Origin of the sequence: Polaribacter sp., assembly GCF_051251875.1 — a bacterium.
Lineage (GTDB): Bacteria > Bacteroidota > Bacteroidia > Flavobacteriales > Flavobacteriaceae > Polaribacter.
The window spans coordinates 61,550-78,064 of the sequence record NZ_JBPOGL010000008.1 but is presented as its reverse complement, the minus strand read 5'-3'; the positions used below and the strand labels follow the sequence as shown (position 1 = coordinate 78,064).

Below are 16,515 nucleotides of genomic sequence, written 5' to 3'. Positions count from 1 at the left end.
AATGAATTCTAGAATAAAACAGAGGAGTTTATGCTTTTAACATTAAACCTTTTAAAATTACAGTAGTCTAAAAATCATGTTTTCAACCAAAATAAACTTAAAAATAGGAGTGTTAACAATGCTTTTATTTTGTTATTCAATACGTATTCAAAGTCAATCCTCGGGTATAAAAGGTATTATTACAGACCAAACAAATGTTCCTTTAGAAATGGTTTCTGTGGCGTTAATTAGTATTAAAGACAATTCGTTTTTAAGTTATACAACCACCGATGAAAAAGGAATGTTTCTATTAGATGATGTTCCAAAAGATACGATTGTTTTGCAATTAGATTTGCTAGGTTTTAAAACATTTTCTAAAAAAATAATTTACAATAAAGAGTTAATAGATTTAAAAACCATTGTTTTAAAAGAAGATATTGGTCAATTAGATGAGGTTGTTATTACTGCGGTTGTTCCTGTTCAAATTAAAAAAGATACGGTTAGTTTTAATGCAAATTCTTTTAAAGTAAATTTTGATGACAATATTGAAGGCTTACTAAACAAACTTCCGGGAATTGAAATGGAAGAAGGTAAAATAGTTGCACAAGGAACTACAGTTACCAAAATTTTTGTTGACGGAAAAGAGTTTTTTGGAGGCGATCCATCCATCGTTTTAAAAAATTTATCGGCAGATGCAATTGCTAAAATAGAGGTAATCGATAAAAATAGCGATGAGGCAGAGTTAACAGGAATTAATGATGGTAATAAAGAAGTAGTTATTAATTTTACTTTAAAAAAATCTAAAAAAAATAGAGGATTTGGTAAGGTTGCTGCGGGTTTAGGTTTAGACAATCGATATTTTAGTAATTTGAATTACAATCAATTTAATTCTAAATCGCAATTATCTGTCATTGGTAAGTTTAACAATATAAATGTTACAGGTTCTAATATTCAAGGGTTTTTACAAAATGCAGATGGTATTGCAGATGATTCTGATGATGATTCTGATGACGATATTGCATCGACTCAAAAAGGTTTAAGTGGTTTCTTAAAAACAGGTGTTGCAGGAATCAATTACGGAAGAGAAATCAAGAAAAGAGAATCATTTAATGTCGATTATTTTTACAATCTTTCTGAAAATAACGGAATTTCAAATACCAATAGGGTGTTTTTTTCTAATAAGAATAACTTCAATTACAAATCGGATAATAATTATTTAAACACTTCAGACAATCATAATTTAAATTTTAATTATGAAAACAAATCTAGTAAAACCAGTAGTTTACGAATTAAAGGTAAGTTTTATGCTGATGATAGAAAATCTAACTTAACAAGAGCAGGCTTGTTTTTTGATGCAAGCGATGTTTTGGTGACTACAAATACCAACATTTCTTCAAACTCAAACATAAAGAAATATGGAAATTTAAACATTAACTATTATCATAAATTACCAAAAAAAGGAAGAAGTTTTAGCACCAATTTTAATACGGTTCTTAATAATTATCAAAAAAATAATAACCAGCAGACTTTTATAGAAAGAAACTTAAATACAACAAATACCTCTACAACCAATTTAGAAATACTAAGAGATGAAGATTTAAGTTCTGCAAATATTTTTGTGAAGTTTAAATATACAGAACCCCTTGGCGGAAACCATTATTTTAATACAGAAGGATCTTCAGAAATTTTAACAGGTACGGAAAATACAAATCAAAATAGGAAAACAATTAAAACCACCGCGATAGAAGATGGCATAGAATATTATTACAAATATGCTGAAAATAGTTTTAAAACTAGATTCTCTTACAGCTATAATATTGCTACTTTAAATGCATCTATGGGATTAGAGTTACAAAACTTACATAGACGTTTTGGCGAAATAGATAAGGTTCAATTTAAAAGGGAAACACGGTATTTAAATCCATATTTATTTATGCAATACAAGCCTAAAAGAGGGCAAAAATTTAGATTTACGTATAAAAAACAGATAAAAGCACCAAGAGCAAATCAAACAAACCCTTTTTATAATGATATAAATCCTTATGCTATTTCTACGGGAAATCCTGATTTAAAAACAGAGAAAACAAATTCTTTTTTATTAACGGCCAATGTGTATGATTTTAACTCATCTGTAAGTTTTAATGGAAAGTTACAATACTTAAATGCTTCTGATGCCATTATTAGAAATGTATTTATAGATGATGAGTATATAAGAACTATAAGTTATCAAAATAGTGGAAAAAAAACAAAATTTAATTCCTTGCTAAATGTTACCAAAAAAGTAAATAGTTGGGGAGTACGATTTAGTCTTAAAAATAAATTTTCTTACAACGCAGCAAATTCAATTGTAAATCTGGAATTAAACAATGTAGCTTCTAAAGATTATGTAACCAGTTTATTGGTTCAGAATAATAGTAAGCGAAAAGTAGATTTAAAAGCTGGTGCAACCTATATGATAAATAATACCAGTTTTTCTATTGAAAATAATTTGGATAGAAAATTTACCACACAAAAGTATTTTGGAATGGTAGATTTTGATGTTTCTAAAAGATTTAACATCAATACACAATTCGATTATTTAGTCTATACTGATAATAAGTTTTTAATAAAACAAGAAATCCCTATTTGGAATGCTGCCATATCTTATTCTTTAACGCCTAAAAACAATATTGTTAAATTGGTTTTAATAGATCTTTTAGATAAAAATATAGATGTTTATAGAAGAAGTACTCTAAATTATTTTGAAGAAACCAATTTGCAAAGTTTAGGCCGTTATGTTGTGTTAAGTTATACCTTTAAGATAAACAGTGCTGTAAAGAAGGAGAAGAAGACTCTAAAAAGCTAGTTTACCTTACTTAATTTACGCTAAAATACATTTTCCGCATCTGCAAAAACAAACATATTCCTTTTTTTGTTCAATTTTACATAGAAATTATAATGTAATAGTTAACAATTAAAGAATATTTATGAAGTTATTAAAATATATAGCAATTATTCTGGTAGGTTTATTCGCATATACTAGTTGTAATAAAATAGCACAAAAAGAAAATACAATAAGTTCCAAAGAAAGTTATCAAGGAAAAAAACCAAATATTATTTTCCTTTTAGCAGATGATATGGGGTATGGAGAATTGGGCTCTTTTGGCCAAAAAGAAATTAGAACGCCTTTTCTAGATTCCTTAGCTTCTGTTGGGAAACGTTTCACAGATTTTTATGCAGGTACAGCTGTTTGTTCGCCTTCAAGAGCCGTTTTAATGACGGGTTTACACACAGGGCATGTTAATATCCGAGGAAATAAAGGAGATGTTGACGGAAAGTGGGAAAGAGTTGCCTTAAAAAAATCTGAGAAAACAATCGGAGAAATGTTACAAAGTGCAGGATATCAAACAGCCATGATTGGTAAGTGGCATTTGGGTGTACCAGAAGATACTTCTACCTGGGCAAAAGGGCGTGGTTTTGATTATGCTGTGCAAGAACAATGGGGAAAAGATGTAAATGGAAGAGAGATTGATGAGCGTGTACATTGGGTAAATAACAACCAAGATTCTATTTTTTACAATTATAATAAGCACAAGTGTTTAGATGAGTTTAGAACCAATTTTGCACTAGATTATTTAGATAAAAAGTCTAGTGACAAGCCGTTCTTTCTCTACATGTCTTATAGAACACCACATGCACATGAGTTGTTTTTAAGTAAAACCGATTTATATGCCGATAGAATAGAAGAGTGGCCAGAAATAGAAAGAAGACATGCGGCAAGAATTACCATGTTAGATGCACAAATTAAAAGACTGTTTCATAAATTAAAAGCTAGTGGCGAATTAGAAAACACCTTAATTGTTTTTTCTAGTGATAATGGACCAACTGGTGAAAATCATCATGATTATAAATTCTTTAATAGTTCTGGAGATTTAAAAGGTTTTAAAAGAGATGTGTATGAAGGTGGTGTTAGGGTGCCAATGTTAAGTTATTGGAAAAATAAAATAGCCGAAGGAACCACTTCAAATCACCCGGCTACTTTTTATGATATCATGCCAACATTTGCAGAAGTTGCAGGAACAACATCTCCAAATAAAACAGACGGAATTTCTATTTTACCAGAATTACTAGACAACGGAAGTCAACCAGAACATGAGTTTTTATATTTCGAAATTCAAGAAGGAAGAAGTGTAAAAGGTTTTAAACAAGCTACACGTTTTGGAAATTGGAAAGCGGTAAGAATGGGAAATAATTATCGCACAGAATTGTATAATTTATCTGAAGATGTATATGAAAAAAATGATGTTTCTAAACAGCATCCAGAATTGGTTAAAAAAGCCAATGAAATATTAAAAAGAGAAAGTGTAAAAAATATACATTTTCCGTATTCTGGAGGCGTCTTTAAATAATTAAAAAAAAGAATAAATAGTGTTTAAGAATAACAAAACATTTTTATCATGCAATACATAAAAATTACGTAAAATAGTTAACTATGAAATTAGTAAAATACATTGTTTTTAGTCTTTGTATCATTTTTACACTGGTATCTTGTAAAAAAACTCCAGAAAAAGTAGCTCAAGTTGAAGCTAAAAAAGAGCGTCCAAATATTATTTGGTTGATGGCAGAAGATATGAGTACAGATTTGGAGGTTTATGGAATGCCAAATGTAAAAACGCCTAATTTAAATAAAATGGCTTCCCAAGGAATTCGTTTTGACAATGCATTTGTAACCAACCCAATTTGTTCGCCAAGTAGATCTGCAATGATGGTTGGTACACATCAAGTTAAAACAAACTCACACAATCACAGAAGTAATAGAGATGTTCCTTTAGATGCACAATTTAAACCGTTTACAAAATTACTAAAAGATGCAGGTTATACCACTATTCTAGGAAACCATGGGGTAATGAAAAAAGGGCGTAAGATTGATGTAAATTTTAAACATGAACCTCTTGGTAATTGGGATGGAAAAACTGAATTCGGTCTTTTTGATAAATATGATACGTTTACAAAAGAAGACCAACCGTTTTTTGCGCAAATTCAATTAGTAGTAACCCATAGAGGAGATTGGTGGAATGAAGTAAGAGAAAAATCTGAACATCCTGTAGATCCTAAAACAGTAACATTGCCACCTTATATGGCAGATGATGTTGCTATTCGATTAGATTGGGCTAAGTATTTAGATCAAATTGAATATATGGATAATGAGGTTGGAATGATTTTTAAAGAATTAGAAGAAAAAGGAATGGCAGACAACACCATTGTAATTTTTATAGGTGATAATGGGCGATGTAATATTAGAGGAAAAGGATATTTACAAGATCCAGGTTTAAGAATTCCTTTTATAGTGTATTATCCAGAACAATTTAAAGGAGGGCAAGTTAGAAAAGATGTAGTTTCTGCAACAGATATTACCGCGTCTATTGTAGATTTTGCAGGAATTGATGTTCCAGATTATATGACCGGAAAACCAATTTTTGATAAAAATTTTGATAGAAAATTTGTGTATGGCGCAAGAGATTTATGGGATGAAATTGAAGAAAAATCAAGAGCTGTTACATCCGGAGATTGGTCTTATATAAGAAATGACAAGCCAGAAGTACCTTATGATGCACAACAAGCGTATTTAGAATTTTACAGACCTGCAGTGCATATTATGAGAAAATTATACAAAGAAGGCAAACTAAATGAGAATCAGAAACCATTTTTTGAACCTACAAAACCAAAAGAGGAATTATACAATTTAAAAGAAGATCCGTATCAATTACATAATTTGGCTACAAATGCCAAGTATACGGATGTTTTAGAAAAATTACGTGTAGCAACAAATCAGTTTGATAAAGAAATGACTCCTGTTGGCAATGCATATCATCCTGTTGATGTTCCTGGTCAGCCTTTTGTAAAATGGTTTCGTAAAGTACATCCAAGAGCCTATCAAAATATGAAAAATGGCGTAGAAGTTGGCTATAAAAAGTACAGCAGCGAGTATAAAAAACAGTTAAAACATAAATAAGTTTGCAGCAGTAGTTCACAGCAAAAACAAATAAATATAAGATTGATTTATATAGAATTGCAATAATTTAAGATTATCAAGTCTAACTTTAATCAGTCTTAATTCAATAACCAAAAATTAAAAAGAACCCCATGAAAACAAATTTAAAAAATATCTTAAAGTATTTCTTTTTACTCTTTATTGCTATCAGTTTCACTTCTTGTGAAGAAGAAGCGTATGAAGCAAAGGTAAATTTCAATCAAAATTGGAAATTTTTAAAATTAGATGAAACCATTGCTTCTGATACAGATTTAAGCAAGCCAAATTTTAACACTACCTCTTGGGAATCGGTAAGTTTGCCTCACACAACAAATATAGAACCACAAACCGTAAATAACCAATGGCAAGGTGTTGCTTGGTACAGAAAAAATTTTAATATTCCTGTAAATCCATCAACCAAAAAAGTGTTTTTAGAATTAGAAGCAGCCATGAATTTTTCTAAAATTTGGATTAATGGAATGTTGGTTTCAGAACATCATGGCGGGTATTTACCTGTAAAAGTAGACATCTCTAAATATGTAAATAAAGGAGATAATGTTGTTGCCATTAGATTAGACAATACGGATAATAAAATTACGGGTCCAAAACCATTAAAGAGATTAGACTTTAATATGTATGGTGGTTTGTATAGAAATGCATGGTTGCATTTTTCTGATAAAGTATATATTTCTGATGCGGTTTTGGCTAAAAAAGTAGCAGGAGGTGGTATTTTTATCACTTTTCCTAAAGTTTCTGAAGCTGTTTCTGAAGTTGCCATTAAAACACATATTATTAACGAAGAGAAATCTGAAAAGGAAATTAACCTTGTAAATAGTATTTATTATGACGGAAAATTGGTGCAAGAAAAATCATCAACCATTACAATTGAGGCACAAAATGATACTGAAATTAAAGAATCTTTTAGTATAAATGACGCAAAATTATGGTCGCCAAAGAATCCTCATTTATACCATTTAGAAACCACTGTTTTTATTGGAGAAAACGAAGTAGATAAAAAAACAACGCGTTTCGGAATTAGAGAATTTACTTTTAATGAGAAAAAACAGTTATTTATCAACGGAGAAAAAACCTTTTTACGCGGTGTAAATCGTCATCAAGATTACCCTTTTATAGGATATGCTTTGTCTGATAATGCACAATATAGAGATGCCAAAAAGATAAAAGAAGGCGGATTTAATTATATCAGATTATCACATTATCCTCAGTCGCCAGCATTTTTAGATGCTTGTGATGAATTAGGAATTGTAGTAATTGATGCCATTATGGGTTGGCAATTTTATAATGATACAGATGCTTTTAGAGAATATTGTTACCGTTCTGCATCAGAATTAATAAGAAGAGATAGAAACAGGCCTTCTGTTTTGGCTTGGGAAGTTTCTTTAAATGAAACGCAAATGCCAATTTTCTTTATGGAGGAATTAAATAGAATTGTGCATGCAGAGTATCCTGGAGAAAATGTGTTTTCTTGTGGATGGATGGATGATGTTTATGACATTTATTTACAAGCGCGCCAGCATAGAATTTTACATCCGCATGAATTAAAAGACAAACCTTATTCTGTTTCAGAGTATGGAGATTGGGAATATCATTCTAAAAACGGAGGATTAAACCAAGATAACTTACCAAACGATTTACGTGCCGAATTAAGTAGCCGTCAAGCAAGGGCATTTGGCGAAAAAAGGTTGTTAAATATGGCTTTTAATTTACAAGAATCTCATAATGACAATTTAAATACGGTTGCGTATTCAGATAGTTATTGGGTTATGTACGATTACAATAGAGGATATCACCCAAATATTGAGTATTCTGGAATGATGGATATTTTTAGATTGCCAAAATTTGGATATTATTTTTACCAAAGTCAAAAAGATATTAGTGATGGAAATGTTTTAGAAATTGCAACGTATTGGAATGAAAAATCGCCATTGGCTGTAAAAGTTTTCTCAAATGCGAATGAAGTTAAATTATATTTGAATGATAAACTCATTGCTACTCAAAAACCAGATCAAGATAAAAATACCAATAAGTTAAGTCATCCGCCGTTTACTTTTAAAATTCCAACGTTTATGCCAGGAACACTTAAGGCTGTTGGTTTTGTAAACGGAAAACAAGTTTCTGAAGAGACAGTTACCACACCACAAGCGCCAACTAAATTAAAAATTTGGATAGATGAAAGTGGTAAAAAACCACAACCGGGTGTTAATGATGTTGTTTTTTGTTACATAGCAGCTGTTGATGAAAACGGAACTATAAATCCTGATTTTTCTGAAGTAATAAATGTTACTGTAAAGGGTGATTTAGAAATTATGAATCCGGATAAGATAGAAGCAGAAGCTGGTATTGCAACAGTTTTATTAAGAGTTGGTAATTCTTTAAACGGAACTGTTTCTGCAGTAGCAAAAGAATTGAAATCTAACAGTTATAGTTTTCAATAAATTTTTTTAAGACGTTTTACCAAAAAAGAAACTTTTTTGCAACAAATTTATTCTGTCTTGTAGTAGATATATTCTAATTATGTAGGCACTTTACAAGTAGTACTTTTAACTTTTATTCTCTTATAATTTATCCTTTAAACGAAATCTAGATATTACATTTAAAGGATAAATTCTTATTACAAGTGGGTAATTTTAAATAAATGGTATACGTTAAATTTATTTTTCTTTGTAAGAACTAAGTTTTAATAAAAAAAATAAAAATGGTAATTAAAAATGTAAAAAGAATATTTTTTCTTAGTACACTTCTTTTATTTCTAGCTTGCGGAAATCAAAAAAGTACCTTGAACACTTCTAAAGAAAAAACAACTACAGTATTTCCTTTTTCAGATCCTACTAACTCGGGTAATTGGGTGTTAAATACGGATGTTTCAGATGAATTTGACGCAAAAACCATAGATGAAGACAAATGGTATATTGTAGGTAAATTTGATAAAGATGGTAAGCCTTTTTACAAACATCCAGATTTACCAAATAAAAAAGTTTGGAAAGGACGTGCTCCTTCTCAGTTTTCTGGAAGAAATTATCGTTTAGAAGATGGAAAACTAATTTTAGAAACACGTTGGGAACCCGATTTTCCTTTCTCTGATGAAGTACAAAAACCTTGGGGTAAAAAAGAAGGAGAAGTTGCAAAATTTGAAAACCTAACCACAGCTTGTTTTATTGGTCGTAAGTTTTTTAAATACGGCTATATGGAAATTAAAAGTAAAGCAGCAGACGCAGAAATTACAAGTGCTTTTTGGGCAATTGGCAATAAAACTGAATTAGATATTTTTGAGCAATTTGGAGATCATAGACAACCTATTAAAGAAGCAAATGGTAAAGATAGAGAGCTTTGGTGGTCTATACATGATTGGTCTAAAGAAGGCAAAGGAAAAAGTGTTTATACAGAACATTTAGATTATGGTTTTAGAGTGGCAGATGATTTTCATGTATATGGAATTGAATGGAATGAAAATGAACTTAAGTTATACGTAGATGGCGTATATAAAACAGGTGCTACAAAAGAACAAGTAGATGCATACGCAAAAGAAAAAGGGTATCCTAATGGTTGGGTTATGGACGTTGCAATTTCAATTTGGTTAGATCAAGAGACTTTTCCTTGGCATGGAGTTCCAGATAGTAAAGAAGATTTAGAATTAAATAGTCCTGAAGGTAAAAAAGAAGATGGAGTAGTAGACTATGAAATAGAGTATGTACGAATTTGGCAAAAAAAATAAAATAGCAGTAATTAACAATTAAATTTAAATTAAATATCATGAAAAAAATAGTTTTAACATTATTATTAGTAGTATCATTTGCAACAACTTATGGGCAGAATAAATATCAAGAAAGACAAAATAAGTATTTTGTTGAAGCCGCAACTAAAGAATATAAGTTAGATGAAGCACAACAAAAAGAGCTTGCAGAAATTAGAACCGTTATGGTACTAGCCTATGGAGAATCGCAAAAAGAATTTAAAGCAGGTACAATTACTAAAGAAGAAAAGCAGGCTAAAAATGGTACAGCAAGCAAAGCATTTAATAACGGAGTTATTAAATTAACAGGAAAAAATTACAAAGAATTGGCTCCGTTTTTTAAGAGAATGAGAGATGAGCTTAAAAATGTAAAATAACCATTTTATTTGCAATGAAAAAGGTGTCTTCTAAAGTTTTATTAATTTAGAATACACCTTTTTTACTTTAAAATTAACTAAAATAATAACGTTCTTTTACCAATAAATTTAAAATGAAAAAAACTTCAATTTTAGGACTTATACTTTGCGCTTTACTTATTGTAATTAGTTGTACAACCACAAAAAATAAAACAAAAACTGCCATTACCCAAACTACAAAAACACCAGAAAAACCAAATATATTATTTATTCTTTGTGATGATTTAGGATATTCTGATGTTGGTTTTAATGGTTCTAAAGATATTATAACACCTTCGTTAGATGCTTTGGCAAATAATGGTACCATTTTTACATCTGCTTATGTGGCACATCCATTTTGTGGGCCAAGTAGAGCCGCTTTAATGACTGGGAGATATCCTCATAAAATTGGATCGCAATTTAATTTACCGCCTAATAGTGGAGAAACGATTAAAAAAGGAATTTCTTTAAAGGAAACTTTTATTAGTAAAGTTTTAGATGAAGCAGGTTACAATACAGGTATTATTGGTAAATGGCATTTAGGATCTAACCCAGAATTTCACCCGAATGTTAGAGGTTTTGACGATTTTTATGGTTTTTTAGGCGGTGGTCATAATTATTTTCCAGAACAATATAGAAAAGCGTACGCACAACAAAAAGCAAACGGAAATAAATTAATTTGGGATTACCTACATCCTATGGAGCAAAACGGTAAAGAATTGCATGAAACAGCCTATGTTACAGATGCATTTTCTAGAGAAGCAGTTCGTTTTATTACAGATGCTGGAAAAACCAAAGATCCTTTTTTCTTATATCTTGCGTACAATGCACCTCATACACCACTTGAAGCAAAAGAAGAAGATTTAAAATTATTTGCTCACATAAAAGATAAAAAAAGAAGAACGTATGCAGCAATGGTATATGCGGTAGATAGAGGTGTAAAAAAGATTACAGAAACACTTAAAGAAACAAATCAACTAGAAAATACTTTAATTATTTTTATGAGTGATAATGGCGGAAAAACAACAGCGGGTGCAAACAATTACCCTTTAAAAGAAGGAAAAGGAAGTGTTTATGAAGGTGGTTTTAGAGTACCTATGTTTATGCATTGGCCAAACATTGTGCCTGCTGGTAAAAAATCAGACAATCCTGTAGAGGCTATAGACTTTTATCCTACACTTGCAAGGTTAGCAAATGCTAAAATTCCTGCCGGAAAAGAATTGGATGGAAAGAATATTTGGGATGATTTCTTATCAGGTAAAAACACACATGCAGATGAAAATATTTATGTGTTAAGACACAGAAACGGTTTTAGTGATGTAGGTGTTAGAAAAAACAACTGGAAAGCGGTAAAAGCGTATCAACAGAAATGGAAACTTTTTAATATTGATGTTGATATTTCTGAAGAAAACGATATTAGTAGCGCTAATCCTGCTATTTTAAAACAGATGGTTAAAGAAGCGGCTACTTGGAGCAACTCTCATATTCAGCCTTATTGGTGGCATGATGAAAAAACGGGTAAAGATTGGAAAGCAGATGGAATGCCAAAATTTGATGTTACTTTTAAAGTTGATTAAATTCTATTTTTAAAAATCACCCTAAAAATAGTATATATTTTTAGGGTGATTTTTTTGATTCAATAAAAAACAATAAGAGCCTATACATTTTTTTATAGAGAAATTAACAGACATTATAAATACTATAAAAGAAAATCAATAGCACTTAAATTTTTAAATTCCTCTTAGCAATTTTAGAAAAGGTTGATTTAAAAAAAAGAGCTTAAAGTAAAAGAATTTAAAAATTAAAATTGGCATTATTATTTTTAGAAATATGTTCAGAAATAAAGTAAAAATAGAAGAACGAGTAATTCCTTCTTTAAATGTGGCGTGGCATTTTCATATAGAATTTGAGATTGTATACATTACAAAAAGTCATGGAATAAGATTTGTAGGAGATAATGTTTCACCTTTTTTTCCAGGAGATTTAGTGCTTGTAGGTTCGCTTTTACCACATCTTTGGCGTAGTGATCCTAGTTATTATGACCCAGAAAATCCAGATAAAACTAATTGTGTAAAAACAATTGTAACCAAATTTACAGAAGATTTTTTAGGGCAAGATTTTTTTAAAATTCATGAATTTCAAAAAATAAATAAACTTTTAGAAGAGGCTAAATTTGGAATATATTTTAGTAAAGAAGTTAGTAAAAGATTGCATAACCACATTATAGAATTACCAAAATTACCCAGAACAGAGCAATATATTAAATTGTTAGACTTGTTGTATCAATTATCTTTAGTAGACGTAGAAGACAGAGTTGTTTTATCTTCTTCAGATATGAGACAATCTACAAAAGAAAGTTCAGAAAGAATAGACAACGTATTAAGATATATTTCAGATAATTATGCCTCTAAAATAGATTTAAGAGAAATCTCTGAAGTAGCTTGTTTAACAACAAATTCTTTTTGTCGTTTTTTTAAAAAAACCACCAACAAGTCGTTTACACAGTTTTTAAACGAAATTAGAATAAGAAATGCTTCAAGAATTTTAATTCAACAAAATAGTCCTATTTCAGAAGTTTGCTACAATGTTGGTTTTAATTCCATAACCAACTTTAACAAACAATTTAAACAAATTATGGGGGTAACGCCAAAAATGTTTAGAGAGAAAATATTATAATTTAAAAACAAATTTAAAGTTTTTTACTAGTTGATAAAATAGCAAAACGGTCTAAATGATCTCATTAAAATATTATGTATGGGCTACCTAAAGTTTTATATTATATGGATTTTTTTTTTTTTGATGGACTACTATTATTTTGCGCAGCTATAGTAAATAAATTATTTTTTGATATTATAGTATAATTTTCCATTTTACTTATAATTCACTAATTTAATTTAGGAATTAGATAAAATATGTTAAATAACTATCGTGAATTTTAAGTATATGAATTTATTGTTATATTTGTTTTAATGAAGCTAGTTTTAAAAAAATCAGATACACCAGTTAGTGAAAAACTAAATATTTATACAAGAAACGTTCCTTGTTTAGATGCTGCATGGCATTATCACAAAGAATTTGAATTGCTTTATATTTCGCAAAGTAACGGAATACGATTTGTAGGGGATAGCGTTGCCCCTTTTTTTCCTGGAGATTTAGTGTTGGTGGGCTCTTATTTACCTCACCTTTGGCGTAACGACCCTTCTTATTATGAAAATGAAAGTACGCAAAAAGTACAAACAATAGTTACTAAATTTACTGGAGATTTTTTGGGGAATGATTTATTTCAAATTCCTGACTTTTATGGAGTTAAAAAACTTATTGAAGACTGTAAATTGGGCTTGTCTTTTGGTAAAGAAGTTAGTAAGCATTTTCATAAAGATATTATGGAACTGCCAAAATTATCTTCTACAGAACAACATATAAGAATTTTAAGTATTTTACATAGATTGTCTTTGGTTGATAAAAAATCTAGGGTTGTTTTATCATCCTCAGATATGAGACAAAGCACAACGGAAAGTTCCGAAAGAATAGATACAGTTTTAAAATTTATTTCAGATAATTATGCATCTAGTATTAGTTTAGATGATATTTCTAATGTTGCTTGTATGACGACAAATTCATTTTGTAGGTTTTTTAAAAAAATGACTAATAAATCTTTTACGCAATTTTTAAATGAAATACGTATTAGAAATGCCTCTAGAATATTAGTGCAAGAATCCTTACCAGTTTCTGAGGTTTGTTATATTGTAGGTTTTAATTCAATTACAAATTTCAATAAACAATTTAAACAGATAATGGGCGCTACTCCCAAAAAGTTTAGAGAAGATATTTAATACGATTGTCTATATTTTAAATTTTATCAACCTAAACAGGTAAAATGCTTTAAATTGGTTATTACTTTTTTTTAAAATTTAAGCGCATTCTGTTTATAGTATTTTAAAACCTTAAATATTATATTTTTCTTATCTAACTGATAATTAGTTTTTTAATGTGTTTTATAGCTTTAAGTCATCCTTTTAATTCCCACTTTATTTTTAAATGCAGTATGATAATAGTTAACTAGTTGTGGTTAATATTGACTTAATTATATGCTAAATTATCATGTAGTTTTGAGGTCTAACATTAGACTTAATAAAAACGATACATGCATATAACAAAATTACATTATTGTAAAACAGCCAATCTTAGTGTCATTATAATGATGCTTTTATGTGCTTTTACGTCTACTAGTAATTCTCAAGTCTTACCATTTTCAGATCAGCAAAATGTGGGAAATTGGATTTTAAATTCTGAAATTTCAGATGAATTTGAAGCCGATTCTTTAGATGAAGACCAATGGTTAATACAAGGTAGAAACGGAGAATATCAATCGAATTTTAAAGGTAGAGCACCCTCCCAGTTTTCTACAAATAATGCCATTTTAGAAGATGGAAAATTAAAAATCTTAACAAAATGGGAGCCTGATTATAATTTTAATCCAACGCATGATGCTAGCGGAGCTCCTTATGAAAATATAACTACAGCAGCTGTAATAAGTAAAAAACAATTTCTATATGGTTATATGGAAATTAAATCGAAAGCAGCAAATGCAGAAATAACAAGTTCTTTTTGGACTACAGGTCCTGGGCCAGGAGTACCCGGTGGAGCATCGGAATTAGACATGTTTGAAATGTTTGGTGGTCATAAAAGCAATGATGCTTGGAAAAAAAGACTAAAATTTAATATGATTAGTTGGGATCCAAATAATGAAATATATAAAGAACAAAAAGAACTTGGTAAAATAGGAACCACACACACAAGAAATATACAAGCAGCTAACAATACCGCAGACGATTTTCATGTGTATGGTTTTGAATGGACTGCAGAGTATATAAAAGTGTATATTGATGGTGTTTTACATCCAGATGGCACTATCTTAAAATCTGTGCTTACTAATAATGGTACAGAACCAGATAGATGGGTAACAGATGTTCCTTATTGGGTTTGGTTCGATTCAGAAACGTTTCCTTGGTTAGGTTTGCCAGAAGCGTCAGATTTACAAACACCAGCAGAATATCAAATAGAATACATTAGAGTTTGGCAAAAACAATCAGGTGAACTATCAGTAATTGGTAGTGCGGATGCTATAGAAGGAGAAACCGACGGAATCTTTACCGTAGCTTTATCTAACGGAGAAATTGCAACAGAAGATATAAATATTACCTATACTGTTGGCGGAAATGCAACAGAAGGTTCAGATTACGGCTCATTATCAAGAACGGTTACTATTGCTAGCGGAACTAATTCATCGGAAATTAGAATTGATGCCACTGAAGATGGTATAGAAGAAACTCCAGAAACAGTTACCATTACTTTACAATCTTCTAGCTCTAAAATAGTGAATACTACTGAAGCCAGTATTATGATATTGGACTACGTAGATTCTACAGAATTAACCACAGGAGATATTGCCATTCTTGGTTGGAAATCTGGTAGTGGTAAACTTGCATTTATGCTTTTAAAAGATATTACAGCAGCAACTAAAATATCTATTTCTAATAGAACTTGGAATAATTCTCTAAATGAATTTTCTGGAGATTTTTCTGTGGATGATATTTGGACCTGGACCGCTGGAGCCGCCTATAATTCGGGAGATATCTTTATGTTAGATGCAGACGGAAAAATAAAACAAGTTTTGGGTAATGAAGAAGTAACTGTTGGGACAACTTCTCATGATTATACAGGTAAAGTAGACCAATCTAGTGATGGAGATTTTGATTTTTCTGTAAATGGAGAAGGAATCTTAATTTTTCAAGCAGATCCTTTTGTGTTGCCGACAAATTCAAATTCATCAGCATGGATAACAGGTATAAATACAGCCCTAGGTTGGGGTGTTGGAGGCGGAAACTCTGCATGCGATTTACCAACCGCTTTAACAAATGGAATCAATGCAAATAATGTTGGAGAGAAACATGATTTTGGAGTTTATAAAGGTGCTTTAACAGGAACTCCTGCAGAATTAAGAGCAAGTATTAATAATGTAAATAACTGGACTTTTTCTGAAGTTACTGAATATAATTTGTGGGCATTTAACAAAACAATAAACAATACGCCAGGTGATATAGGTGTTGCAGGTACATTAAATGTTGCCAATCTAACTTCTAACAAATTAACTATTTACCCAAATCCGGTAAAAGATTCTTTTGCTATAAAATTTGAAGAAAGTCAGTCTACAGTAGAAATAGAGATTTTTACAACTTTAGGAAAATCTGTTAAAAAAATAAAAGAGCGTACTGTTAGTGCTGCCAGAATAGATGTTTCTAACCTATCAGCAGGAATTTATTTTTTATCAATTAAATCAGAAAATTTAAAACAAACCCATAAAATCATAATAAAATAGA

10 protein-coding genes are annotated in these 16,515 nt (G+C 30.2%); all 10 read left to right on the top strand.

Annotation, left to right across the window (positions count from 1 at the left end):
* Positions 1-76 precede the first annotated feature (76 nt).
* The 10 genes from ACSHW5_RS05795 to ACSHW5_RS05750 all read left to right on the top strand — a co-directional run bounded on the left by ACSHW5_RS05795 (position 77) and on the right by ACSHW5_RS05750 (position 16,514).
* The gene (locus tag ACSHW5_RS05795) at positions 77-2,824 is read left to right on the top strand and encodes an outer membrane beta-barrel protein (RefSeq protein WP_435675167.1); all 2,748 of its coding nucleotides are present in this window, start codon (positions 77-79) and stop codon (positions 2,822-2,824) included.
* 121 nt (positions 2,825-2,945) lie between these two features.
* Positions 2,946-4,367, top strand: a complete 1,422-nt coding sequence (locus ACSHW5_RS05790; RefSeq protein WP_435675166.1) for a sulfatase-like hydrolase/transferase — start codon at positions 2,946-2,948, stop codon at positions 4,365-4,367.
* An 83-nt stretch (positions 4,368-4,450) separates the two neighbouring features.
* Positions 4,451-5,971: a sulfatase family protein gene (locus tag ACSHW5_RS05785; protein WP_435675165.1), complete on the top strand. Its 1,521-nt coding sequence runs from the start codon at positions 4,451-4,453 to the stop codon at positions 5,969-5,971.
* Positions 5,972-6,102: 131 nt separating this feature from the next.
* Positions 6,103-8,445: a glycoside hydrolase family 2 TIM barrel-domain containing protein gene (locus tag ACSHW5_RS05780; protein WP_435675164.1), complete on the top strand. Its 2,343-nt coding sequence runs from the start codon at positions 6,103-6,105 to the stop codon at positions 8,443-8,445.
* A 341-nt stretch (positions 8,446-8,786) separates the two neighbouring features.
* Entirely contained in the window at positions 8,787-9,722 is a 936-nt protein-coding gene (locus ACSHW5_RS05775) for a family 16 glycosylhydrolase (protein WP_435675163.1), read from the top strand.
* Positions 9,723-9,760: 38 nt separating this feature from the next.
* The gene (locus tag ACSHW5_RS05770) at positions 9,761-10,117 is read left to right on the top strand and encodes a hypothetical protein (protein ID WP_435675162.1); all 357 of its coding nucleotides are present in this window, start codon (positions 9,761-9,763) and stop codon (positions 10,115-10,117) included.
* A 113-nt stretch (positions 10,118-10,230) separates the two neighbouring features.
* Positions 10,231-11,712, top strand: coding sequence for a sulfatase family protein (locus ACSHW5_RS05765; RefSeq protein ID WP_435675161.1), 1,482 nt, complete (start codon positions 10,231-10,233; stop codon positions 11,710-11,712).
* A 253-nt stretch (positions 11,713-11,965) separates the two neighbouring features.
* Complete coding sequence (locus ACSHW5_RS05760) at positions 11,966-12,811, top strand: AraC family transcriptional regulator (RefSeq protein ID WP_435675160.1); 846 nt, start codon at positions 11,966-11,968, stop codon at positions 12,809-12,811.
* A gap of 293 nt (positions 12,812-13,104) precedes the next feature.
* Positions 13,105-13,968, top strand: coding sequence for an AraC family transcriptional regulator (locus ACSHW5_RS05755; protein WP_435675159.1), 864 nt, complete (start codon positions 13,105-13,107; stop codon positions 13,966-13,968).
* Positions 13,969-14,279: 311 nt separating this feature from the next.
* A complete protein-coding gene (locus tag ACSHW5_RS05750) occupies positions 14,280-16,514 on the top strand; it encodes a T9SS type A sorting domain-containing protein (protein ID WP_435675158.1) in 2,235 nt (744 codons plus the stop codon).
* The last annotated feature ends 1 nt before the right edge of the window (position 16,515 follow it).